Source organism: Microbulbifer hainanensis (genome assembly GCF_014904735.1).
Classification (GTDB): Bacteria; Pseudomonadota; Gammaproteobacteria; order Pseudomonadales; family Cellvibrionaceae; genus Microbulbifer; species Microbulbifer hainanensis.
Genome location: NZ_JACZCR010000057.1, coordinates 1 through 25,307, shown reverse-complemented (window position 1 = coordinate 25,307; position 25,307 = coordinate 1). Strand labels below are relative to the sequence as shown.

General features: G+C 60.0%; 18 protein-coding genes. 14 read left to right on the top strand and 4 right to left on the bottom strand.

What is annotated here, in order from left to right:
• Position 1 precedes the first annotated feature (1 nt).
• The 3 genes from IG168_RS19715 to IG168_RS19705 are packed head-to-tail and all read left to right on the top strand — an operon-like array spanning position 2 to position 4,615.
• The gene (locus IG168_RS19715; RefSeq protein WP_193166329.1) at positions 2–1,027 is read left to right on the top strand and encodes a PilW family protein; all 1,026 of its coding nucleotides are present in this window, start codon (positions 2–4) and stop codon (positions 1,025–1,027) included.
• On the top strand, positions 1,027–1,563 hold the full coding sequence (locus IG168_RS19710; protein WP_193166328.1) for a pilus assembly PilX family protein: 537 nt from the start codon (positions 1,027–1,029) through the stop codon (positions 1,561–1,563). Before IG168_RS19715 ends, IG168_RS19710 begins: the two co-directional genes overlap by 1 nt.
• Before the next feature lie 7 nt (positions 1,564–1,570).
• A complete protein-coding gene (locus IG168_RS19705) occupies positions 1,571–4,615 on the top strand; it encodes a PilC/PilY family type IV pilus protein (protein WP_193166327.1) in 3,045 nt (1,014 codons plus the stop codon).
• 35 nt (positions 4,616–4,650) lie between these two features.
• Here the strand turns inward: IG168_RS19705 and IG168_RS19700 are convergent, their stop codons facing one another.
• Both IG168_RS19700 and IG168_RS19695 read right to left on the bottom strand, forming a co-directional pair.
• Positions 4,651–6,060 (bottom strand): sigma-54-dependent transcriptional regulator, encoded by a 1,410-nt coding sequence (locus IG168_RS19700; protein WP_193166326.1) that lies wholly within the window; start codon positions 6,058–6,060, stop codon positions 4,651–4,653.
• A gap of 121 nt (positions 6,061–6,181) precedes the next feature.
• The gene (locus IG168_RS19695) at positions 6,182–7,792 is read right to left on the bottom strand and encodes a sensor histidine kinase (protein ID WP_226877176.1); all 1,611 of its coding nucleotides are present in this window, start codon (positions 7,790–7,792) and stop codon (positions 6,182–6,184) included.
• 99 nt (positions 7,793–7,891) lie between these two features.
• Between IG168_RS19695 and IG168_RS19690 the strand changes: the two genes are divergently transcribed.
• Positions 7,892–9,520, top strand: a complete 1,629-nt coding sequence (locus IG168_RS19690; protein ID WP_193166325.1) for an NAD+ synthase — start codon at positions 7,892–7,894, stop codon at positions 9,518–9,520.
• 63 nt (positions 9,521–9,583) lie between these two features.
• On the opposite strand, the gene IG168_RS19685 is transcribed toward IG168_RS19690, so the two are convergent.
• The gene (locus tag IG168_RS19685) at positions 9,584–10,516 is read right to left on the bottom strand and encodes an outer membrane protein assembly factor BamD (protein ID WP_193166324.1); all 933 of its coding nucleotides are present in this window, start codon (positions 10,514–10,516) and stop codon (positions 9,584–9,586) included.
• Between the two features lie 118 nt (positions 10,517–10,634).
• Between IG168_RS19685 and rluD the strand changes: the two genes are divergently transcribed.
• The 5 genes from rluD (at position 10,635) to IG168_RS19660 (ending at position 19,768) form a co-directional block, all read left to right on the top strand.
• Positions 10,635–11,591 carry a 23S rRNA pseudouridine(1911/1915/1917) synthase RluD gene (gene rluD / locus IG168_RS19680; RefSeq protein WP_193166323.1) on the top strand — a complete coding sequence of 319 codons (957 nt, stop codon included), beginning with the start codon at positions 10,635–10,637 and terminating at the stop codon, positions 11,589–11,591.
• A 41-nt stretch (positions 11,592–11,632) separates the two neighbouring features.
• Positions 11,633–12,400 carry a peptidoglycan editing factor PgeF gene (gene pgeF / locus IG168_RS19675; RefSeq protein WP_193166322.1) on the top strand — a complete coding sequence of 256 codons (768 nt, stop codon included), beginning with the start codon at positions 11,633–11,635 and terminating at the stop codon, positions 12,398–12,400.
• A 288-nt stretch (positions 12,401–12,688) separates the two neighbouring features.
• Positions 12,689–15,295, top strand: coding sequence for an ATP-dependent chaperone ClpB (clpB, locus tag IG168_RS19670; RefSeq protein WP_193166321.1), 2,607 nt, complete (start codon positions 12,689–12,691; stop codon positions 15,293–15,295).
• Between the two features lie 219 nt (positions 15,296–15,514).
• A complete protein-coding gene (locus IG168_RS19665; protein ID WP_319024765.1) occupies positions 15,515–16,654 on the top strand; it encodes an efflux RND transporter periplasmic adaptor subunit in 1,140 nt (379 codons plus the stop codon).
• Between the two features lie 18 nt (positions 16,655–16,672).
• A complete protein-coding gene (locus IG168_RS19660; protein WP_193166320.1) occupies positions 16,673–19,768 on the top strand; it encodes an efflux RND transporter permease subunit in 3,096 nt (1,031 codons plus the stop codon).
• 79 nt (positions 19,769–19,847) lie between these two features.
• Here the strand turns inward: IG168_RS19660 and IG168_RS19655 are convergent, their stop codons facing one another.
• Positions 19,848–20,321 carry a DUF4124 domain-containing protein gene (locus IG168_RS19655; RefSeq protein ID WP_193166319.1) on the bottom strand — a complete coding sequence of 158 codons (474 nt, stop codon included), beginning with the start codon at positions 20,319–20,321 and terminating at the stop codon, positions 19,848–19,850.
• A gap of 280 nt (positions 20,322–20,601) precedes the next feature.
• Here IG168_RS19655 and IG168_RS19650 point away from each other — a divergent pair, with 280 nt between their 5' ends.
• The 5 genes from IG168_RS19650 (at position 20,602) to pssA (ending at position 25,159) form a co-directional block, all read left to right on the top strand.
• Positions 20,602–20,784 (top strand): hypothetical protein, encoded by a 183-nt coding sequence (locus IG168_RS19650; RefSeq protein ID WP_193166318.1) that lies wholly within the window; start codon positions 20,602–20,604, stop codon positions 20,782–20,784.
• Positions 20,785–20,794: 10 nt separating this feature from the next.
• Entirely contained in the window at positions 20,795–22,531 is a 1,737-nt protein-coding gene (locus IG168_RS19645; protein WP_193166317.1) for an acetolactate synthase 3 large subunit, read from the top strand.
• A gap of 12 nt (positions 22,532–22,543) precedes the next feature.
• Positions 22,544–23,035: an acetolactate synthase small subunit gene (ilvN, locus tag IG168_RS19640; protein ID WP_193166316.1), complete on the top strand. Its 492-nt coding sequence runs from the start codon at positions 22,544–22,546 to the stop codon at positions 23,033–23,035.
• 24 nt (positions 23,036–23,059) lie between these two features.
• Complete coding sequence (ilvC, locus tag IG168_RS19635) at positions 23,060–24,085, top strand: ketol-acid reductoisomerase (RefSeq protein WP_193166407.1); 1,026 nt, start codon at positions 23,060–23,062, stop codon at positions 24,083–24,085.
• Between the two features lie 156 nt (positions 24,086–24,241).
• On the top strand, positions 24,242–25,159 hold the full coding sequence (pssA, locus tag IG168_RS19630) for a CDP-diacylglycerol--serine O-phosphatidyltransferase (protein ID WP_193166315.1): 918 nt from the start codon (positions 24,242–24,244) through the stop codon (positions 25,157–25,159).
• The last annotated feature ends 148 nt before the right edge of the window (positions 25,160–25,307 follow it).

The following is a 25,307-nucleotide window of genomic DNA, read 5'->3' as shown; positions in this document are numbered from 1 at the left end:
CATGTTGAAACAGCGGGGCCTGTCCCTGATTGAACTGATGATAGCCATTCTTTTGAGCTCACTGCTGCTGCTGGGCGTGCTGCAGATTTTCGATGGCAACCGCAACACCATCCGCATGCAGAATGCCTTTGCCCGCGTGCAGGAAAGCGGCCGGTATGCCATGGATATGCTCACCCGCGAGGTGCGTATGGCGGACTACTGGGGCTGCGCGCCGGATAAAGGCAGTATTCGCAACCACCTGGATACGTCGGATCCCGACTACGACCCGAATGTCCAGGACCAGTACGGCGCCGACGGTATTTTAGGGCAGGACAATGTCAGCGGTGTGAGTATCGGCGGGGTCAATGTGATCGATGGCACCGATATCCTGACCCTCAGCGGTGCTTCTGACGCCTGCGGCGGTACCGGCCGCATGGTGCCCAGCGTTACCGCCGCGTCCTTGGCGGTGACACCCAATTGCCCGGTAAAGGAAGGGCAGATCGTGCTTATCACCAACTGCCAGAGTGGCGAGTTGATGACCATTACCAACGTGCAGGATGGCACTGGAGGCGATTCCGGTAAAAAGACCATCGTGCATAACACCGGCTCGCTGACGGTCGGTTTTGTGGAAAATGCCACCAAGAATATGCAGCGCGAATATGGCGCCGACGCCAAGGTGTTGCTGCCCTATCAAAGAAAGTATTTTGTCGCCGATAACAGCGACGGCGAGCGCTCCCTGTTTGTCAGTGAGGACGGCGGTACACCGCAGGAACTGGTGCCGGGCATCGAGGACCTGCAGTTACTGTTTGGTCGCGACACCGATGATGACGATGTGGTGGATACCTGGCAGCCGGCGGTGGCGGACAAGACGCAGATGGAGCAGGCGTTGACAGTCAAGATCGAGATGGTCGTCAGCAGCGACAATACCGTGGGTGCGAAAGATTTCACGGTGACGGATATCGACGGCGAATCCACCACTTACGGCGATCGCAAGCTGCACCGGGTTTACCTGACCACGGCCAAGGTGCGCAACCGGGGGGCAATGTGATGCGTTTAGCAAGTCGACAGAAGGGGGCGGTACTGGTTGTCTGCCTGATTGTGCTGATGGTACTGACGATGATCGGCGTCTCCGCAGCGCGCACGGTCTTGCTGGAGGAAAAAATGACTTTCGCCTCCCGCGATGCAACCGTGGCACTGGAAGTGGCGGAGGCGCTGGTCCGCCAGGGTGAGGTATACGTCGATGGCCTCTCCACCACCGGCGATTTCGACAAGATTAACTGGCTTCATACCGAGGAAGGCGGGCCCGACAATATGCTCGACAGCGCCACTTGGACTAACGCCAACTCCATTGAGCGCGAAGTCGATATGGAAGGGGCAGATGGCCAACCTCTGAAAGGCCGAATTTATATCGAATTATCTGGGAATGCCGATAAGGAAGATCCGGCTGACAGTATTACCGTGGGTGGTTACGGACAATCCACCGGCGGTGGTGAGATCAAGGTGTTTCGCATAGTCGCACTGGGGCAGGGTATCGCCGACGGGACTGAGCGCATCATTGTGAGCCACTACGGAAAGCGGTTTTAAACGTCCTATGAAAAACAAACTGATTACGCGTGCTCTGCTGAAGCCTCTGCTGTGCGCTTCCGCCGGTTTTTCCCTGACTTTCGCCACTTGCATCAGTGCCGCGCCGCTGACCCTGTCGAAGGTGCCGTTGCAGGCAACCGGCAAAGTCGAGCCCAACCTGATGATCCTGATGGATTCGTCCGGCTCCATGGCCTGGTATGTCGATCATAATTACACGGCTGACGATCCGGCGGACAGCCGCCTGGGCATTGCCAAGACTGCGGCAAATACGGTCGTACGGGGTCTCGGCGAATTGCGTGTGGGTCTCGCCCAGTTCAATAGCGGCGACGGTGCCGAGATCCTGCAGGGGCTGACCAGTATTTCTAAAACCGGCGCCCGTGAGACATTGATCAAGAAGATCAACGCGATCCAAGCTGGCGGTTCCACGCCGATTGCGGAAGCCGTAGCCGATGTCGGGCGCTATTTCGTCGAGGGCTATGAAGGGCAGCAGGTCACCTTGCATCCGGGCCAGACTAATGAGAGTAAGATGCTTGCCAAGCAAGTCCTTGGAGGTGGGCCGCTGTACGCTACTGGTGTCACGGTGCCCGGTACCGGCAGCAACTCCGCAATCCAGGAATACTGCCAGAGCAATTTCATCCTTGCGCTGACGGATGGCATTCCCAACGGGGATTCCGCGCGCACGACTTATCTCGCGGATTACGATGGTGATGGCAACAGCGAGGGCGACGACGCACTGGACGACGTGGCCTCGGCGCTGTACGACATCGACTGGCGCCCGGACAAGACCAATCCCCGCAATCCGGACCACAAGAACAATATCACCAGCTACTTCATCGGCTTCGCCGATCCGGCGCTGGCCGACAACCAGCTGCTGAAAGATGCCGGGGCGCAGGGCGGCGGCAGTTACCAGTTCGCTTCCAGCGCCGACAGTTTGCTGAGCTCACTCAACGATGCGGTAAATTCGATTTCGAACTCTATCGGTACCCAGGCGTCGGTCGCATTTAACTCCACTTCGCTGGATATCGGCTCGGTGATTTACTCGGCCAAGTTTGATACCGCCGATTTCAGCGGCAAGTTGCTTGCGCGATCGCTGGACCCGGATACCGGGCGCATCGCGTCCGAACTCTGGGAAGCATCGGAAGAGCTGACGAAACAGACTGCCAGCAGCCGCGAGATCATCACTTACCTCAATGGCAAGGGTGTGCCCTTTACCGCAGACGTCAGCGGCGTGGACACCAGCAGCCCCGACTCTCCACAGGAACTGGATCTGAAAGTCGAGGACGCCGATGGCTCCACGAACGACGCGGCCGGATTGTGGCAGTCGCGATTGGCCTATATCCGCGGCGACAACAGCCTTGACGGCCAGAGCGGACTACGCCAGCGCGGCAAATTTTCTACCTTCGATGCAGTCAGCGGGCCCAAGCTGCTCGGGGATATCGTGCACTCGACCCCCATCTACGTGGGCAAGCCGGAACTGGACTGGCCGGCAACTTTTGGCAAAAACAATCCCTACGCGCAGTTCGCCATCGATGAAGAAAACCGCACTCCGATGGTTTACGTAGGTGCCAACGACGGCATGCTGCACGGCTTCAACGCCAATACCGGGGCCGAAGTATTCGGTTATATCCCCGGGCTGGTGGTGAATTCCGACCGCTATGCGGGGCTTCATGCATTCACCAGCGACAAGTATTCCCACAACTACTATGTCGACCTGACGCCTGCGGTGTCGGATGCTTACATCGATCCGAAAGGTGGCAATCAGGCGGAATGGACCACGGTGGTGGTCGGCGGACTGCGTGGCGGCGGCAAGGGCTACTTTGCGCTGAATGTGACGGACCCCTCCAGCATTAACGAGTCCAATGCCAGCGACCTGGTGTTGTGGGAGTTCGATGGCGGTGACGCCACCGATCGCGCCAACCTGGGTGAGTCCTATTCGGAAGCGCAGATCGCCAAGCTGAACAATGACGAGTGGGCGGTGATTTTCGGCAACGGCTACAACAGCGACAACGGCGTCGCCGGCCTGTTTATCGTCTACCTGGAAAAGGGGGCCGACGGCCAGTGGGACAGCGGTGACTGGAAATTTATTTCTACCGGCAGCGGCACGGTCGACGGGCGCAAGAATGGGCTATCGTCACCGCGACTGATCGATGTCGACGGCGATAGGGTTGTGGATCGTGTCTATGCCGGGGACGTGATGGGTAATATGTGGGCGTTCGACCTGAAGGGAGCTGAAAGCGGCTGGAAAGTACTGGGTTCCAAACCCCTGTTCACCGCCGGTGCCAATGCCGGTCAGCCGAATCACGCGATCCTGGGCAAGCCGCTGGTAGCGCGCAATACTGCCGCGAGTAACGGCACCGACCCCAATCTACTGGTGATGTTCGGTACCGGGCAGTATCTCAATGGCAGTGACCTGACCGATAATTCCGCGGGTGCTTTTTATGCCGTATGGGACGACGATTACACAGATAGTAACTCCTCCCTGACCGTTTCCGACCTTGCAGAGCAAAAGCTGACCAGTGATGGCAACGGGCGCATGATCGACGCCAGTACCAGTACAACCGTCGACTGGACCCAGCACCACGGCTGGTATATGCAGCTGGAAACCGGCAACGCCGGCGCTATCGATTCCGCGGGATATGCCGGGGAGCGAGTTATCTCCGGAGCCACGCTGCGGCGGAATACACTGTTCTTCAGTACCGTAAAACCCAATGCCATGCCCTGTGCGTCGAGCGGTAGTGGCTACCTGATGAGCCTCGATTTCCGCACCGGACAGGCCGGCGATGACGGGGTAGCGGACTTCAATAACGACGGCAGCATCGACCAGAAGGATGCCGGTTATGTGGGCATGGAATTCAATGCCTGCATCGGCGGAAATTGCGGCACTGGCGACCCCGGCGACGATGATCCGGGAATGCCCGGCCAGTCCGGCTTTATCGGCGACGTGCGCTGTACCCCGGGCAGTAATGGCGATGTGATCTGTGACGATATTGAAGTCGGCGATGAAGAGCGCGAAGGGCGATTAGCCTGGGAGGAGCTGACGCCGGGGTATTGATATGAGGTATCGACCGGGCAGCGGGCTTCCGCTGCTCAGTCTTCCAGCCCGAGCTTCTTGAGGCGGTAACGCAGGGAGCGAAAACTGATCCCCAGCTTCTGCGCCGCCGCGGTCCTGTTCCAACGCGTGGCGTTGAGGGTGTCTTCGATCGCCCCGCGTTCAATGGTTTGCAGGAAGTCGTCCAGCGAGGCGTGCTGGCTCGGATCGAACTGGCCGGGATAACTTTCGCCGGCTTCGTTCTGCAAAGCCCGTTGCTCGGTTGCCACCGATGAGGCTGGCTTTTGAAACTGAAAGGTATCGTGATCCAGCAACAGGTCTCCCGCGCGAATTACCTGCTGGTCACACAGGGTAAATGCCCGCTCCAGGATGTTTTCCAGCTGGCGGACATTGCCGGGAAAAGCATAGACGCGCAACGCGGCTAGGGCATCTTCGGCGAGCCGTGGCGGTGCGACACCGGCATTGCTGGCGATGCGCTGCATGATCGTTTCCGCGAGCAGTGGGATGTCTTCCTCCCGTTCACGCAGCGGCGGCACGGCGATTTCGATGACGTTGATGCGGTAGTAGAGATCACTGCGGAAGCGGCCCTCCGCGACTTCCCGCGCGAGGTCTTTGTGGGTGGCGCTGAGCAGGCGCACATCGATGGGGATTTCTTCCGTCGCACCGATGGGGCGGATGCACTTTTCCTGAATAGCGCGGAGCAATTTTACCTGCATCTCCAGTGGCAGATCTGCCACCTCATCGAGAAACAGCGTGCCGCCGGCCGCGCTTTGCAGCAGCCCGGGTTTGTCCCTGTGGGCACCGGTGAAACTGCCTTTTTTGTGTCCGAAAAACTCGCTCTCCATCAATTCCGCCGGAATGGCACCGCAGTTGATCGCCAAGAATGGCTGATCGGCCCTGGGGCCCTGCGCGTGAATGGAGCGCGCGGCCAGTTCCTTGCCGGAGCCAGATTCGCCGCTGATGTAAATGGGGGCATCACTGCGCGCCACTTTGGCGATCTGTTCGCGCAGGCGACACATGTTTTCCGCGCGGCCGATCAGCAATTGTCCCGACGCCGCCGACTGCGGTTCGTTACGCTTGTCTCGCAGGCGCAGGGCCAGCTGGACGAGACTGCGCAGTCGCTCCAGATCCACCGGCTTGCTGACAAAGTCGAAAGCGCCCAGTTTGAGCGCGCTGATGGCGGTATCCATATTGCCGTGGGCGGTGATGACGGCAATCGGCATGTCGCCGCCGCGCTGCCCCTGGATATGTCCTACCAGTTCAAGGCCATCGCCATCGGGCAGGCGCATGTCGGTTAGGCAGAAATCGAATGTGTGTTCGCGCAGCAGGCGATACGCTTCGCCGAGACTGTCTGCCGTATGGCAGCTGACGTCCATGCGCCGCAGAGTCAGGGTGAGCAGTTCGCAGATATCCGGTTCGTCGTCAACGACCAGGGCCAGTGGTTGCATGTATCCGTGCGCTTTTATTGTTGGTTTGCAAAATTCCCCAACCAGCGATTATGGCAGAAATTACCAGCTATTTGGGGGATGCCGGGGCGGAATCTTTTTCTAATTTTTGTCGAAACCGCGTTTAAAAAACCCGATTGGTATGGGCGAATTCGACTCGGAAGCAACTTTTGTTTTCATCATTGCGGCAATAATAAAGATTGGCCTGGTTGGCCTCACACAGTTCGCGGGCGATATACAACCCCAGGCCGCTGCCACCCTGGCCGGTGGTAAAAAACGGCTCAAAGATGCTGTCGCGGTGTTCCGGCAGTACGCCGCGGCCGCTATCCATGACGTCGAGCACGGCGCAATCGCGTTCACGATTGTGGTAAACGGTGATCTCCACTTCGCGCCGGCCGGTGGCGATGTGGGAGTGGTGCAGGGCGTTATTGCACAGGTTGGTCACAATCTGTGCAAGCTGCTGCGGGTCGAAACGTGCCGTCACCGGGGATGGCGGCAGCCGCAGCCGGATTTGCGCATCGCGCGGCGCGCCAGCGTGAAAGTCGGGGATGAACTGTTCGAGCCATTGCCCCAGATCATTCAGGAGTGGCACTGAAGCGCGTCGGCGCGACAGTTGCATCACATTCTCGACGATCTGATTTACGCGCTGGCTGTGCCGGCAGATGATTTCAGTCAAATGCCGATCCTCGGGGCTCAGGGACTTCGATTCCGACAGTAGTTGCGCCGCATGGCTGATGGCCCCGAGCGGATTGCGGACCTCGTGGGCAATCGAGCCGGTCAGGTGGCCGAGGGAGGCGAGTTTCAGTTTCTGCGCGGCCTGGGTGAGTTTGCGATTGTCCTCGACAAATACCAGGGTGCTGTCGCCGCGGTCGCGGCGCAGGTTGGCAAAGCTGAGCCGCAGTTCACCGCCGCTTTCTGCATTCAAGAGAGTGGAACCGTGGGCGGGGTCGCGGCGCCACTCGCGCACGATCTGGTGCAGTGCTGCCTGACGCCCGCCTCCGGGCTGCAGTTGTTCGCCCAGCAGTTGGCGCGCGGCCCGGTTGATCAGCTCCGGCTTGTTGGCGGAATCCATCACCAGCACGCCGGTGCGCATGCGCTCGACGATCTGCTGTGCCAGGCGCTGCAGGTGGGCGGCCTGGCGACTTTGCTGATCCGCGCGCAATGTGGCCGTGCGGATGCGGGCGGACAGGTATTGCAGGGCGCTGACGGTGGCGAACAGCAGTATGCCGAGACTACCGGCCGAAACGATGTCCTGGGTGTCTGCATGACCGGCCAACAGGCCGTAAAGCTGCTGGCCGATCACGGCGATACTGGCCACGGCGGCGAAGAATGCGCCCATGCGGCGATCCAGCAACATGGAGCCCACCGAACAGCTGATCAACAGCAGGTATCCGAGCCCCGAATTGAGACCGCCGCTGGCGTGAATCAGTAGCAGGAAGGCAAAAATATCGCAGCCGAGTATCAGTCCCACCTGCCCGGTATTGGTGTGGTAGCCGACGTGCCGCAGATGCACCAGCCAGCCAAAATTGAGCGCGGCGTAGGCGATGGTGGTTTGAAGGTAGAGTCCGGGTGCGCTGTTGCCCACCGCGCCTTTGCCGATATCCGAGACGAAAATGCCGAGCAGAATCAGCGCCATGGCGACGCGGTACAACGCATAGATCCGCAGCAGTTCGTGATGTTGTAGCGACTGTTCGTCGGCGGTGGTTGCTGCGCTGGTCAAGGTGGGAGTTCTCATTGTTGTTATCGCGGACTTCGGGCCTAACTTCTTCACGCACGCGCGATACCGGAACGATCTCGCGATACAATAGAGGCTCGACAGGCCCGAGGTTCGAAGATGTCTACTTTGCAGTTAGTGCTGGCACAAATCAATTCTCTGGTCGGGGATATTCCCGGCAATACCGCCCAGGTGATCGAGGTCGCGCGTCGCGCGCACCGCGAGCACGGAGCGGATCTGGTGCTGTTTCCCGAATTGACCCTGTGCGGCTATCCGCCGGAGGATCTGCTGTTACGACCCAGCATGCAGCGCCGTATCGATGCGGCGCTGGCTCAGCTGGTCGCGGCAGAGCTGCCCTGCGCCGTGCTGATCGGCTATCCCCGAGTGGTGGCCGGCAAAGTATTCAATATGGCCGGGTTGATCGAGGCGGGGGAGCTGCGGGCGGAATACGCGAAACAGCAACTGCCCAATTACCAGGTTTTCGACGAAATGCGCTATTTCGTCCCCGGCGACAGGCCCTGTGTCGTCGATATCAAGGGCATCCCCACGGCGATCACTATCTGCGAGGACATCTGGCACCCGGAACCGGTAGCTCAGGCCGCGGCCGCAGGCGCCCGGTTGATGCTGAATATCAATGCCTCACCGTTTCACCGCGGCAAGTCCCAGCAGCGCCTGGAACTGCTCGGCAACCAGGCCCGTGCCGGCTGCATGCCGGTGGTGTATGTGAACTGGTTTGGCGGCCAGGACGAGCTGGTATTTGATGGTGGTTCCTTCGCGGTCGATGCTCAGGGCAAGCTCTGTGCTCGGGCACCGGAATTCGTCGAGCACCTGCTGCCGCTGCGTGTGAACCATCGCGACGGTGAGGTAGCGCTGGAACCGGGCGAAATTACCCCGGCGCTCGAGGATCTCGCTTCCATTTACTCGGCTCTGGTGTTGGGCGTGCGCGACTACGTCAACAAGAACGGCTTCAACGGCGTGGTATTGGGCCTGTCCGGCGGTATCGATTCGGCGCTGACATTGGCCATCGCCGTGGATGCGCTGGGCAAGGAGCGGGTGGAGGCGGTGATGATGCCGTTCCGCTACACCTCGGATTTGAGCAAGAACGATGCCGCCGACCAGGCGCAGCGGCTCGGTATTCACTACCGGGTAATCAGTATCGAGCCGATCTTCGATTCTTTTATGGCGTCGCTCGCCGAGGAGTTTGAAGGTACAGCGCGGGATACCACCGAGGAAAACCTGCAGGCGCGCTCCCGCGGGGTCCTGCTGATGGCAATTTCCAACAAGAAAGGAGCCATGGTGCTCACTACCGGCAACAAGAGTGAGCTGGCGGTGGGCTATGCGACGCTCTATGGCGATATGGTGGGTGGCTATAACGCCCTGAAAGACGTGCCCAAGACACTGGTGTTCCAGCTGGCGCGCTACCGCAACACGCTCGGAGAAGTGATACCGGAAACGGTCATCACCCGCCCGCCCAGTGCAGAGCTGGCGCCGGACCAGGTGGATTCCGACAGCCTGCCGGATTACGACGAGCTGGACCGGATTCTCCACCTGTATATCGATCAGGACCACAGTGCGGCGGAAATCATAGCGGCCGGCTTTGCCGCGGAGACGGTGGAACGCGTGGTGCGCCTGGTAGACAGGAATGAATACAAGCGCCGCCAGGCCGCAGTGGGGGTGCGAATTTCCGAGCGGGGATTTGGTCGCGACCGGCGCTACCCGATCACCAATGGCTGGAAAGCGGGCGAATAGGCCCGCGACTGAATAAAAAAACGGCGCCACTGGCGCCGTTTTTTTATTGCTAACCGGACTCGCTTACATCAGCTCGGGCGGCATGGGGGCGTTTTCCGGACGGTATTCCGCGTTGTACAGCTTGCGGGTATCGAAGCCACGGGGGTCGGACTTCTCGAACAGACCGAGGGTCAGGCGGTGCAGGATGCTGCGGCCGCTGGCGCCTTTGTAATAGTTGTAGTTAAACGAACCGTCCCTGCGGAACGCCGGGTGGTTCGGGTAATTGGTGCGCAGCACGTTGAGCGCGTTGGCTTCCAGTTCCGGCATTTCCAGCAGGTGGTAGCCCTCTACCATGGCCGCCAGAGCATCGGGTACCGCCGGCGTCTGCTGGAAGTTTTCCACCACGTAGCGGCCGCGGTTGGCAGCGGCAAGGTAGGCGCCGCGCTTGAAGTAGTAGTTGGCCACGTGGATTTCGTAGCGGGCCAGCAGGTTGCGCAGGTGAATCATGCGCTTCTGCGCATCTGGTGCGTAGCGGCTGTCCGGGTAGCGGGCCATCAGCTGGGAGAAGTACGCAAAGGACTCGCGCGCCGAGCCGGGGTCGCGGCTGGTCATATCCGTGGGCAGGAAGCGCTCAAACAGGCCTGTACCCTCGGTAAAGGAGGCCAGTCCCTTCATGTAATACGCGTAATCGACGTTGCGGTGTTGCGGGTGCAGGCGGATAAAACGGTCCGCCGCAGCGATGGCCGCATCGTTGTCGTAATTGCGGTAATAGGCGTAGATCAGTTCGAGCTGGGCCTGTTCGGCGTAGTTACCGAAGGGGAAGTTGTCCTCCAGGGCGCGAAAGTTCTTGATCGCAAGGTCCCACTGGCTGGATCTCAGCTGTTTTTGTGCCGCCTCATAGAAGGCTTGCTCGGTGCGGCTGCCGGTGGGCAGGCCCTCTTCAGATTCATCGGTGCTGGCGCAGGCGACAAGGATCGCGGACAGTACAACCAACCACAGGATTTTCGAAGCCTGCATAGCCCCTCGCTCTATCATTATTACTCTCTACCTTTAAACTAGCCGCCAATTATAGGTGATCGGCGGCCCGCCATTTAACCACAGTCGCGGAGCTGCCCAAAGTGTTTGAAATTGATCAATGAATGAACAGCTCGAACTTGATATCGAAGTCCCGGCAGAATTGGCCGGATTGCGCTTAGACCAGGCGGCAGCGGAATTAATTCCCGACTATTCCCGCGCACGCCTGCAGGGGTGGATAAAAAGTGGTCAACTGACCGTCAATGGCGCGACTGCGAAGCCCAAGGACAAGCTGTTTGGCGGCGAGCGCCTGAGCTTGCGCGCGGAGCTGGAGCCCCAGGGAGAGTGGCTCGCCCAGGCGATCGACCTGAATATCGTTTACGAGGACGACAGCCTGCTGGTGATCGACAAGCCGGCGGGCCTGGTCGTGCACCCGGCGGCGGGCAACCCCGATGGCACCCTGTTGAATGGCCTGCTGCACCACTGTCCGGCGCTGGAGATGATCCCGCGCGCCGGTATCGTCCACCGGCTGGACAAGGACACCAGTGGCCTGATGGTGGTGGCCAAGACGCTGCCGGCGCAGACTAGCCTGGTGGCGCAACTGAAAGAACGCAGTGTCAGCCGCCTGTACGACGCTATAGTGCAGGGCGTTCTCAGTGGCGGCGGTACCGTCGACGCGCCCATCGGCCGCCACCGGCAGAATCGCCTCAAGATGGCCGTGCTTGACTTCGGTGGTAAGGAAGCGATCACCCACTACCGGGTGCAGGAGCGCTTTCAGGCCCAGACATTGGTGCGCTGCAAACTGGAGACCGGTCGCACCCACCAGATCCGGGTACATATGGCCCATATCCGCCATCCGCTGGTCGGCGACCCGCTCTACGGTGGTCGCCCAAGGTTGCCGGCAGAAGCGCCCGCCGAGCTGGTGCGCGCCCTGCAGACCTTTCCGCGCCAGGCGCTGCACGCCGCAGAACTGGCGCTGCTGCACCCGCAAAGCGGCGAGGAAATGCACTGGTCTACACCCATGCCGGCGGATATGCTGCAACTGCTGGCCCAGTTGCGCGCCGGCTCTCACGCGTGAACCGCAAACTCGCCGCCCGCGGCGACGACCAAGGATACTGAATGGCCGCCGAGCACTACCTGATCCCCGACTGGCCCGCTCCCTCTAATGTGCGCGCGGCCACCAGCCTGCGTACCGGCGGCCACAGCGCCGGTGCTTACGCGTCGTTCAATCTGGGTAGCCATGTGGACGATGATGCCGATGCAGTCGCGGCCAATCGCCGGCAGCTGTGCGACGAGCTGCAGTTGCCCGCCGAGCCCCAGTGGCTCGAGCAGATCCACAGCGACCGGGTAGTAACGGCCCGGACCGATGGATTGGTGCGCACCGCCGATGCCAGTACCGCCAGCACTCCCGGCGCCGTGTGCGCGGTGCTCACTGCCGACTGCCTGCCGGTGCTGTTCTGTGATCGTGCCGGTACACGTGTGGCCGCCGCCCACGCCGGCTGGCGTGGTCTGGCCGGCGGCATACTGCGCGAGACAGTGGCGGCGCTGGACTGTGCGCCGGAAGAATTGCTGGTCTGGCTGGGCCCGGCCATCGGTCCGCGGGCATTCGAAACCGGTGTCGACGTGCTGGAAACCTTCTTTGAGCATGCACTGGACGGCGAGCACACGGAGGCTATCGCCCAGTGCTTCCGCCCCCATGTACAGAAACCGCTGCATTTTCTCGCGGATATTTACGGCCTTGCACGTGCCGAGCTGCGGCAACTGGGCATTGCCGATATCTACGGCGGTGATCGCTGCACGGTCAGCGAACCCGATTACTTCTATTCCTACCGGCGCGACAGAATCACCGGCCGCATGGCCTCACTGATCTGGCTGCAGGCATCCTGACCGGCCGGGGCATGCGCCCCGGCAGAATCCTTTAAACACGGTGCCTGGCTGTGCCGGTGGCCTTCACCGAATCTCGGCGCATAGATCTCGATCACAAACGTCGCCGTCAGCCGATTGGCCCGCGGATTGTTGCGCCGATTGATCCAGATCATTGAAAACTCCCCGAGCGCCCCTATTTTATTCATGCGTTTCCCGGCCGCACTACACTGAGAGTACGGCGCCGAAATGGCGCTTTTATGTTTCTCGTCGCCGGTTTCCCATTGCCTTGATTGAGGGGAGAATTTTTCCATGCGCATTGATCGAATGACTAACCCACTGCAGGCCGCGATTGCCGATGCGCAGTCCATTGCCGTGGGGCGCGACCACAACCAGATTTATCCGGAGCATCTGTTGCAGGCGCTGCTAAACCAGAACAATGGCAGCGTGCCCGCGTTTCTTTCCCAGGCCGGTTTCAATCTCAACGGCCTGCGCAATGATCTGGCCAAGCGCCTCGACAGTTTGCCGACGGTGAGCTCACCCACCGGCGATGTGGGTATGTCGCAGGAACTGATGCGCCTGTTCAATCTGGCGGACAAGCGCGCGCAGAAAAATGGCGACAGTTTTATCGCCAGCGAAACGGTACTGTTGGCGGCGTTTGATTCGGCCGCCGGCGAGATCTCCAAGATTCTCAACGCCAATGGCGACGTCAAACAACTGCAGGCCGCCATCGACAAGGTACGCGGTGAGGAAAAAGTCGACGACCCCAATGCCGAAGAAGCCCGCCAGGCGCTGGACAAATACACCCTCGATCTCACCGAGCGCGCGGTGGCGGGCAAACTGGATCCGGTAATCGGTCGCGACGACGAAATCCGCCGCACCATTCAGGTACTGCAGCGCCGCACCAAGAACAACCCGGTGCTGATCGGTGAGCCGGGCGTGGGCAAGACCGCCATTGTCGAGGGGCTCGCACAGCGCATTGTCAATGGCGAGGTGCCCGAGGGTCTGAAAGACAAGCGACTGCTGTCACTGGATCTCGGTGCGCTGTTGGCCGGGGCCAAGTTCCGCGGCGAATTCGAAGAGCGCCTGAAAGCGGTGCTGAACGAGCTGTCGAAACAGGAGGGGCGAGTCATCCTGTTTATCGATGAACTGCACACCATGGTCGGCGCCGGCAAGGCCGAGGGCGCGATGGATGCGGGCAATATGCTCAAGCCGGCGCTGGCGCGCGGCGAGCTGCACTGCGTCGGCGCCACGACACTGGATGAATACCGCAAATATATTGAAAAGGACGCGGCGCTGGAGCGGCGCTTCCAGAAAGTACTGGTCGACGAACCCACCGAAGAGGACACCATTGCCATCCTGCGCGGACTGAAGGAGCGCTACGAAGTGCACCACGGCGTGGATATTACCGACTCGGCGATCATTGCCGCGACAAAACTGTCCCAGCGTTACATTACTGACCGCCAGCTCCCGGACAAGGCCATCGACCTGATCGATGAAGCCGCGAGCCGTATCCGCATGGAAATTGATTCCAAGCCGGAATCCATGGACAAACTGGAGCGCCGCCTGATCCAGTTGAAGATCGAGCGCGAGGCGGTGAAGAAAGACAAAGACGACGAGGCGACGAAAAAGCGCCTGGCCAAGCTGGAAGAGGAAATCCAGCAACTGGAAAGGGAGTACTCGGACCTCGAGGAGGTCTGGAAGGCGGAAAAGGCGCAGCTCGCCGGCAGTCACGATATCAAGGAAAAGTTGGAGCAGGCCAAACTGGATATGGAGGCCGCGCGCCGCGCCGGCGACCTGACCCGTATGTCCGAATTGCAGTACGGGGTGATTCCGCAGCTGGAGCAGCAGTTGCAATCAGCAGGGAGCGACGAGCCCAGCGAAGAACCGCGCCTGCTGCGCAACCGCGTCACCGACGAGGAGGTGGCGGAAGTGGTGTCGCGCTGGACCGGTATCCCGGTTTCCAAAATGCTCGAGGGCGAGCGGGAAAAACTGCTGCGCATGGAAGAGGCAATGCACGGCCGCGTAATCGGACAGGACGAGGCTGTCAGTGCCGTGGCCAACGCGGTGCGGCGCTCCCGCGCCGGCTTGGCCGATCCCAATCGGCCCAACGGTTCCTTCCTGTTTCTCGGCCCCACCGGCGTGGGCAAGACCGAGCTGTGCAAGGCGCTGGCGCAGTTCCTGTTCGACACCGAAGACGCCATGGTGCGCATCGATATGTCGGAATTTATGGAGAAGCACTCGGTTGCGCGCCTGATTGGTGCGCCCCCCGGCTATGTCGGTTACGAGGAAGGCGGCTATCTCACCGAAGCAGTGCGGCGTAAACCCTATTCGGTGGTATTGATGGACGAGGTGGAAAAGGCGCACCCGGACGTATTCAACATCCTGCTGCAGGTACTTGAAGACGGGCGCCTGACCGACGGGCAGGGACGCACGGTAGACTTCCGCAACACCGTGGTGGTGATGACGTCCAACCTGGGCTCGGACCTGATCCAGAAATACGCCAGTGCCCGTGATGAAGATGAACTGGACAGCGAAATTCACTACCGGCAGATGAAGAGTGCGGTAATGGATGTAGTTGGCGATCATTTCCGACCGGAGTTCATTAACCGAATCGATGAGGTAGTGGTTTTCCACCCGTTGGCGAGATCCGAAGTACGCGCTATCGCCGAGATTCAGCTCGACCAGCTGCGCAAGCGCCTGGCGGACCGCGATCTCAAGCTGGAGGTGTCGGAAGACCTGCTGAACAAACTCGCCGATGTGGGCTTCGATCCGGTCTACGGTGCCCGCCCGCTCAAGCGTGCGATTCAGATGTGGCTGGAAAATCCGCTGGCGCAGGATGTCCTGTCGGGGAAATTTGTCCCCGGCGATACCATTCACGCCACGTTGGAAGGCGACAGGGCGGTATTCAACAAGTAGCTGTGTGAAGTGGCTGACTGGCGGCCGATTCCGGCCGCCAGTTTTCTTTTCCCTATTCTCTAACTCCCGTTCCCGAATTTTTCTCCATTCATCTTTTCTCCACCGCGCAGGTGCCGAGACTTGCCTATCCTGTCTGCGACGGATTGCGCGATCGGTCGGCGAGTTTCTGCGCCCCGTGCTCCCGTCGAGGATCTGCGCGACGAGGAAACGGAATTTTTTGTGGCTGGTGTGAAACGTGTCATCAACAAGCCGATGCTGTGGATGTTGCTCGGCTGCCTGCTGCTGTTCGGCGGTGTGTTTGCCTTCAAGATATTCGGCAAATACATGATGAACAAGGCGTTTGACAATATGCCGCTGCCGCCGGCGACGGTAACGGCGGCGCCGGCGGAATTCCAGACCTGGCGCCAGCAATTGTCGGCGGTGGGTTCCCTGCGTGCAGTCAACGGCGTGGACGTCACTACCCAGGCAGAAGGTGTCGTCAGCGCCATTCACTTCGAGTCCGGCGACCGGGTAAAAAAAGGTGTGCTGCTGGTGGAACTGGAGGCGAAACCGGAAAGGGCGCAGCTCAAGGTGTTGCAGGCGGAGTTACTGCTGGCGCGACGCAACAACCAGCGCACCAAGGAATTGCACGCGAGAGGTGTCACTACGGATGCGGATCTGGATGCTACCCAGAGCCAGCTCGAGCAGGTGCTGGCGAGTCTGGAAGTGCAGCGGGCAACCATCGCCAAGCGGAATATCGTCGCGCCTTTCTCCGGCCGCCTGGGGGTGCGCAAGGTCGATCTGGGCGAAAATGTTAGTCCCGGTGACCCTGTGGTATCCCTGGTACAGCTGAATCCGATTTTCGCGGATTTCGCCGTGCCCGAGCGCCACTTTGCGCGGGTCAAGCTGGAGTTGCCAGTCTCTATCCATACCGGCGCCTTTCCCCAGCAGGCATTCCCTGGGCGGATTACCGCAATTGATCCACAAGTTGATCCAGCCAGCCGCAACTTTCTCGTACAGGCAACCCTGCAGAATCCCGATCAGAAGCTGCGCCCGGGCATGTACGCGGACGTCACAGTCGATCTCGCCGGTGAGCGGCGCGTACTTGTGGTGCCGCGCACGTCCATTCAGTTTGCCCCCTATGGCAATGCGGTATTCGTTCTGGTCAAAAACAAGCAGGGCGATGGCCTGGTTGCGCAGAAACGCGTGGTGAAACTCGGTGAAGAGCGCGGCGACCTGGTGGAAATCCTGCGCGGCGTGAAAGAGGGCGAACAGGTGGCCACCAGTGGCCTGCTCAAACTGCGCAACGATGGTGCGGTCATCATCAACAATGCCAACGAGCCGCCGGCGGAGAAAAATCCGCAGCCGGAAAACAGTTGAGTCCAGCGGGAGCCGCGCGTGAATTTTACCGAAATATTCATTCGCAAGCCGGTACTGGCCTCAGTGGTGAGCCTGTTCATTCTGCTGCTCGGGTTGCGCGCCGCCACCCAGTTGAATGTGCGCCAGTACCCGAAACTGGAAAATGCGGTGATTACCGTCAGCACCGTGTATGTCGGGGCCGACGCGGATCTGGTACAGGGCTTTATTACCACGCCGCTGGAGCAGGAAATTGCCACGGCCGACGGCATTGATTACATGGTTTCCACCAGCGTGCAGGGCGTGTCGACCATCCAGGCCTATGTGCGCCTGGACTACGTGGCCAACGATGTGCTCACCCAGGTTGTGGCCAAAGTTAACAAGCTGCGCAGTGAACTACCGGACGAATCCGAGGATTCCACCGTGGAGATGGCGGTGGGGCAGACGGTGGCGGCCATGTATCTGTCGTTCTCGTCGGACATCCTCGATAACAACCAGATCACCGATTATCTCACCCGCGTGGTACAGCCGAAGCTAACGACGATCGCCGGCGTGCAGCGCGCGCGTCTACTCGGCAACCGCACTTTTGCCATGCGCATCTGGCTGCGCTCGCAGGACATGGCCGCCCAGGAGGTGACGCCGGCAGATGTCAGTGCCGCGCTGAGGGCGAACAATGTGCTGTCGGCGGTGGGCAGTACCAAGGGCACCATGGTCACCTTGGAAATCTCCGCAGATACGGATATCGGCACGGCAGAGGCCTTCCGTCAGTTGGTCGTGCGCGCCGATGGCGATCGTATCGTGCGTCTCGGCGACGTGGCCGACGTAGAGCTGGGTTCCGAGTCCTACGATACGTCGGTCACTTTCAATGGCCGCTCCGCTACTTTTATCGCGGTGGAGGTCGCACCGGATGCGAATGCCCTGGATGTGATTCGCGTGGTGCGGGACAAGCTGGAGAAGGAAATCTTTCCACAGCTGCCCCAGGGCATGAAGGGTGAAATCCCCTACGACAGCACCGAGTATATCCAGGACTCCATCAATGAAGTCGTCAAGACCATCATCGAGGCGATACTGATTGTCATCCTGGTGATCTACCTGTTTCTCGGCTCGCTGCGCAGTGTTGTCATCCCTGCGATCGCGGTGCCGCTGTCGCTGGTCGGGGCGCTGTTCCTGATGTTGCTGATGGGATTCACCATCAATCTGCTGACGCTGCTGGCAATGGTGTTGGCCATCGGTATCGTCGTCGACGACGCGATCATTGTGCTGGAAAACGTGCACCGGCATATCGAGGAGGGCATGGCGCCCAGGGATGCGGCGATCCGCGGGGCGCGTGAGTTGGCGTGGCCGGTTGTAGCGATGACCACGACGCTGATCGCGGTGTACCTGCCCATCGGGTTTCTCGGCGGGCTGACCGGAACTCTGTTCGTGGAGTTCGCCTTTTCGCTCGCCGGTGCAGTGCTGTTGTCCGGTGTGGTGGCGCTGACGCTGTCGCCGATGATGTGCTCGAAGATTCTGCGGCCACACAAGGGCGGCGGTAATCGCCTGGAGCGATGGCTCGAACACCAGTTTGATCGGTTGCAGCACGGCTACCAGCGGAGGCTGCACGGGGCACTCGAATACCGTTTTGTGATTCTCGTGTTCGGGCTGATCGTGTTGGTGAGCTGTTACTTCCTGTTTATCGCGTCGCCGAGTGAACTCGAGCCGAAAGAGGACCGCGGCCTCGTACTGACCATTGCCTCTGCAGACTCCTATGCCACTATCGATTACCTGGAGCACTTTACGCGGGAACTGAACGTCATAGCCGAGCGTCACCCGGAGGTGGAAAACCTGTTCCTGCTCAACGGCGTCGGCGGCGCCGGCAATGCCTCCAACAGTGCCATCGCCGGCTTTGTACTCGACTCCTGGAACAAGCGCGATAAAGACACCACGCAGATGCAGAACATCATCAGCGGGGAAGTGGTGCAGATTGCCGGGCTCAAGGTGGCGGTGGTGGTGCCCCCCAGCCTGCCCACGGCCGGCGGGCGCCTGCCGGTGGAATTTGTGATCGGCGCTACCGAGCCGATGGAAAACCTCGCCAGCTACTCCAATGAAATCATGGAAAGGGCTTTGGCCAGCCGCAAATTCATTTTCGTCGACTCGGACCTGAAGATCGACAAGCCCAAGCTGGAAGTCATGGTCAACCGCGACAAGGCCGCCTCTATCGGCGTCGACATGGCGGATATCAGCCGCGAACTCGGCGGCATGATGTCCGGGGCCTACGTTAACCGATTCTCCCTCGACAACCGCAGTTACAAGGTGATCCCGCAGGTGGTGCGTCGCGAGCGTCTGACTGGCGAGCAGCTGGAGCAGTACTACATACGCGCGCGCAACGGCGATCTGGTCCCGATGTCGACACTGGTAACCCTAAGGGAGACGGTGGAGCCGCAACAGCTGAAACGCTTTCAGCAGCTCAATGCGGTCACCATTTCCGGGGTACCGCGCCCGGGTATCACTCTGGGTGAGGCTCTCGGTGTGCTGGAGCAGGCGGCCCGCGACATTCTGCCGCGGGGTTATTCCATCGACTATGCCGGGCAGTCGCGCCAGTACAAGACCGAGGGCTCGCAACTGGTGGTCACTTTCTTCTTTGCGCTGATCGTGATCTACCTGGTGCTGGCGGCCCAGTTTGAGTCCTGGCGGGATCCGCTGATCATGCTGGTGACGGTGCCGATGAGTGTCTGCGGCGCAATGCTGTTTGTCAGCCTCGGCCTGACGACGCTCAATATTTACACTCAGGTGGGGTTGGTGACACTGATTGGGGTTATTTCCAAGCACGGCATCCTGATCGTGGAGTTTGCCAATAAATTGCAGGAAAGCGGCCGCGACAAGCGCGCGGCAATCGAAGCGGCAGCCGCCATTCGCCTGCGCCCGGTATTGATGACGACGGCGTCGCTGGTGCTGGCGATGGTGCCGCTGCTGCTGGCGGCCGGCCCCGGCGGCGGCGCCCGCTTTGCGATGGGGCTGGTGGTGGCGACCGGGATGACCATCGGCACCCTGTTTACCCTGTTTGTGGTGCCGGCGATGTATCTCTACCTGGGGCGCGATTATCAGAACGAAAAGGCGCACGATGATGCAGGGGAGGGCCCGTCGCCTCAGACGGTGTGATGCAGATGGCCGTGTTTCAAATCGTGAGAGTTGGGGGAGGGGCGGTTGCCGGTACTGGCGCCCGGCAACCGTTTTGCGGCTAGCAGTTGATCTGGATGGCCTGCTGCGCGCGCTGGATGCGCGCCTGGCGCTCCTCTTCCGGCAGTACCCGCATCTTGCCGTCGCTGCCAATCTCGCGCACGCGGGCATGGGTATTGAGTTCCTGCAGGTTGGACTGCGCCATACGGCAGCGCTGTGCCCGCACGGCCTGCTCGGCTTTACTCATCCCAGTGTCTGCTTTTTTCTGTTCCGGGTTGGCGGCAGGCGCTGCGGCTGTCGTGTTCTGCTCGAGGGCTTCAGCATCGCTATCCTTCTCTGCCTGTAATGCCTGCTGCTCGGACTGCCACTGCTTGAAGCGGGCTGATTTGGGTTTTTTGACCACTTCCACCTCGCCTTTTTCCGGTGGCTGTGAACCAAAGTGCACCACCCCCTGGTCGTCCACCCACTTGTAGATGCCGTCGGCCTGGGCGGAAATCGCCAGGCTCGAGATCAGAATCGCGACAGCGATGCGCATTGGGGACCCTCAATCTGCTTTAGATGTTGTAATAGTTACTGCCATTGTACCGGTCTGCGACTGCTTGCCTACAACCGCTTTAACACTTTCGCCAATCGCCTCTGCCTCTCTATTGACAGGCGGGGCTCAGTTTGGAGAATCAGGCCATCACTCGGCGAGTAGATGTATCCGCACACCCCGCGGCCCCGTTTCTATCCCCCGGCGAGCCAAACGCTTGCCCCACCCTGCCGAGACGGCTCTCCCCACCTGGAGGCCTGCAAACCCCGTTCAGGACACCCGATTGCCCGGTGCGGGATTGGCGCGTTTAACCCCTGTCGATGAAGTTATCCTAAAAATCGACATGAATATGCGCTACAGGCTGATATTTGTCATCAATTTCCTTTACAATCGCCATCTGGCTTCTCGTCAACTGGCGGTTTTTGCCTTTTTGCGTGATGAATATCCTACCAAACAGGAAAAATGAGGGGGCTTCAGTGGAATTACTCTCCGGCGGCGATATGTTGGTTCGCGCGCTGCAGGATGAAGGGGTCGACCTGATCTTCGGTTACCCCGGCGGATCGGCGCTGCATATCTATGACGCGATCTTTCGCCAGAAGGAAATCAAGCATGTGCTGGTGCGCCACGAACAGGGCGCGACCCATGCGGCGGATGGCTATACCCGCTCCACCGGCAAGACCGGTGTGGTGCTGGTGACCTCTGGCCCCGGGGCGACCAATGCGATTACCGGCATTGCCACTGCCTATATGGATTCGATTCCTATGGTGGTGATTTCCGGCCAGGTGACTTCCGACAAGATCGGCGAGGACGCCTTCCAGGAAACAGATATGGTCGGCTGTTCACGGCCGATCGTGAAACACAGTTTTCTCGTGAAGCGCGCCGAGGATATTCCCGAGGTCGTCAAGAAAGCTTTCTATATTGCCAGCACCGGACGGCCCGGCCCGGTGGTGATCGATGTACCCAAAGATGTCACCAACCCGGCGGACCGCTTCCCGTACGAGTATCCGGAAAAGCTGCGCATGCGCTCCTATACCCCCGCGGGCAAGGGCCACAGTGGCCAGATCCGCAAGGCTGTCGCCCTGTTGCTGTCTGCCCGGCGGCCGGTGATCTATGCCGGCGGCGGTGTCGTGCAGGGCAATGGTGCCGAGCTGCTGACCGCGCTGGCACAGCGGTTGAATTACCCGGTGACCAATACCCTGATGGGGCTCGGTGCCTACCCCGGGAGCGACAAGCGCTTCCTGGGCATGCTCGGTATGCACGGGACGTTTGAGGCCAACACGGCCATGCATCACGCCGATGTCATTCTCGCGGTGGGTGCCCGCTTCGACGACCGTGTTACCAATACGCCGGGCAAGTTCTGCCCCGGTGCCAAGATCATTCATATCGATGTGGATCCTGCCTCCATTTCCAAGACCATCGTCGCCGATGTGCCGATCGTCGGCACGGTGCAGTCGGTATTGGGCGAGATGTTGGAGATGCTGAAATCGTCGGACGACGAGCCGGATCAGTCGGCCATTGTCGACTGGTGGCGGCAAATCGACGACTGGCGCGAGCGCCACGGTATCTACGCGGCACCGCGCTATCGCACCGATGGCGAAATGATCATGCCGCAGGAAGTGATCAAGGCGGTCTACGACATCACCGAGGGGAACGCCTTCGTCACTTCCGACGTGGGGCAGCACCAGATGTTCGCCGCACAGTACTACCTGTTCGACAAGCCGCGCCGCTGGATCAATTCCGGTGGCCTCGGGACCATGGGCTTCGGCCTGCCGGCGGCGCTGGGGGTGAAGATCGCGCACCCGGATAGTGAAGTGGTGTGCGTAACCGGCGAGGGCAGTATCCAGATGTGTATCCAGGAACTGTCGACGGCCACGCAGTATCACCTGCCGGTAAAAATCCTGTGCCTGAACAACCAGGCCCTGGGCATGGTGAAGCAGTGGCAGGAAATGCAGTACGAAGGGCGCCTGTCGAACAGTGTCTACGAGGAGTCGCTGCCGGACTTCGTCAAGCTGGCTGAAGCCTACGGCCATCTGGGGATGAAGATCGAGCGACGCGAGGAGCTGCACGACAAGCTGCACGAGGCGTTTGCGATCAAGGATCGCACTGTTTTTATCGACGTCTACGTGGATCCGTCTGAGCACGTTTATCCCATGCAGGTGATGCCCAACGGCTCCATGCGGGATATGTGGCTGAGCAAGACGGAGCGGACCTAGGGAAGTAAGACGATGCGCAGAATAATTTCAGTTCTGATGGAAAACGAACCCGGTGCTCTGTCCCGCGTGGTAGGACTGTTCTCCCAGCGCGGCTACAACATCGAAAGCTTGACGGTGGCCCCTACCGAGGACGCCACCCTTTCGCGCCTGACCCTGGTCACCATCGGCAACGATCACAAGATCGAGCAGGTCACCAAGAACCTGAACAAGCTGATCGATGTCGTGAAGCTGGTGGACCTTACGGAAGGTGCGCATATCGAGCGCGAGTTGCTGCTCGTGAAGGTGCGCGCTACCGGTGCGCAGCGCGATGAGGTCAAGCGCAGTGTGGATATTTTTCGCGGCCAGATCGTGGATGTCACCAGCAATATGTATACGGTGCAGGTAGCGGGTACTGGCGAAAAACTGGACGCTTTTTTACAGGCCTTGGGCGAACACACCATTATGGAAGTCGTGCGTTCCGGAGTGTCGGGCATAGCCCGTGGTGAAAAAGTCTTAAGTATTTGATTGAGTGTAAATAGGAAGCGAATGATGCAAGTTTACTACGATAAAGATTGCGACCTCTCTTTGATTCAGCAGAAAACCGTGGCCATCATCGGCTACGGCTCACAGGGTCACGCCCACGCCAACAACCTGAAAGATTCCGGTGTGAAGAATGTCGTGGTGGGTCTGCGCAAAGGCTCCAGCTCCTGGGCCAAGGCGGAAAAGGCCGGTCTGCGAGTGGCGGAAGTCGCCGATGCAGTAAAAGACGCCGACGTCGTTATGATCCTGACCCCGGACGAGTACCAGGCGGCCGTTTACCGCGAACAGGTGGCGCCGAATCTGCGGTCGGGTGCCGCCCTGGCCTTCGCTCATGGCTTCAACGTGCACTTTGAGTTGATCGAGCCGCCGAAGGATGTCGACGTAATCATGATCGCGCCGAAAGGCCCCGGCCATACCGTGCGCTCAACCTACCTGGAAGGTGGCGGCGTGCCGACCCTGATTGCGGTCTACCAGAGCGCTTCCGGCAAGGCCAAGGAACTCGCACTGTCCTACGCCTCTGCCAACGGTGGCGGCCGCTCCGGGATTATCGAGACCAACTTCCGCGAAGAAACCGAGACCGACCTGTTCGGTGAGCAGGCGGTGCTCTGCGGCGGTGTCTCCGCACTGGTTCAGGCCGGTTTTGAAACCCTGACCGAAGCGGGTTACGCGCCGGAAATGGCCTACTTCGAGTGCCTCCACGAACTGAAGTTGATTGTCGACCTGATGTACCAGGGCGGCATTGCCGATATGCGCTACTCCATCTCCAATACTGCGGAGTACGGCGATTACGTGACCGGCCCGCGCATTGTCACGGAAGAAACCAAGGCGGAAATGAAGCGTGTCCTGAAAGACATCCAGACCGGTAAGTTCGCCAAGGACTTCATGCTCGAGTCCCTGGCCGGGCAGCCGCGCCTGAAAGCGGAACGCCGTATTGGCAGCGAACATGAGATCGAGCAGGTGGGCGCCAAGCTCCGGGATATGATGCCCTGGATCAAGGCCAACAAGATTATCGACAAGACCGAAGGCAACAGCTGATCTTGTAAGTCGGTGAAAAAAGCGGCGGGGGTAACCCCGCCGCTTTTTTTGTGTGCGGGAAATGGTGCCCGGCGGCCAAGTGGCAGCGACGCTTCGTGCGCACTATTGTTAATCGCTGTACACTCGCCCGCGGCAAAACGCATTTATGGAGAAGCTATGAGCGATAATCGGGAAGCCAATAAGCGCGAAGGCCAGGCCGCCCCTGCGGACAGCAATGCGGAAGAGATCCGGCTGCCGGTCGACGAGCATGTAGAGGAAGAGGTTTCCGCCAGTGGCAAGAAGGTCCGGGCCCGCGGCGTTTACCTGCTGCCCAACCTGATTACTACCGGCGCCCTGTTCAGTGGTTTTTACGCCATTGTTGCTGGCATGAACGGCAATTTTGAAGCGGCGGCCATCGCGATATTTGTCGCCATGATCCTCGACGGGCTGGACGGCCGGGTCGCCCGGCTGACAGATACGCAGAGCGCCTTTGGTGTCCAGTACGACTCCCTGTCCGACATGGTTTCCTTTGGCCTCGCGCCGGCGCTGGTTTCGTTCAGCTGGGCGCTGGGGCATCTCGGCAAGTTTGGCTGGGCGGCGGCATTTCTCTATGCCGCCTGTGCTGCGCTGCGGCTCGCCCGTTTCAATACCCAGGTAGATACGGTAGATAAAGGCGTCTTCATCGGGCTCGCCAGTCCGACAGCGGCGGCCATCGTCGCCAGCATGGTCTGGGCGGGGCACGACGTTGAGGTGGGAACCGGCCTGTCGGTCATCGCTGCGCTGGTGACCCTGGTTGCCGGCCTGTTGATGGTGTCCAACTTCCGCTACTCCAGCTTCAAGAAGCTCGACTTCAAGGGGCGGGTGCCCTTTGTAATGATGCTGGCCGTCATCCTGATTTTCTTCCTGGTGACCATAGACCCGCCTCGAGTTCTGTTGACGATTGCGATCGTCTATACCTTTTCCGGCCCAGTCATGTGGGTGTTGGAGCGGCTGCGCAGCCGCCGGACAGATGCCGCCTCGGAGTCACGTGAGGAAGCTGCAGGTGGGCAACCTGAGCAGGGCGACAGCAAAGAAAAAGAAGAGGGCGATTCCTGATCGCGGAAACTTGGTGTTTCACGTCTCGTGATACTAAAGTTACAGATGAGGGACCGCAGTAACGTGGGGTCGCACAGCGGCTCTTCCTACCGGCTGGAGAAAATCCTCCCAAGAAGGGAAAAAGTGCTTGCGCGGTAGTGTGCAAGCT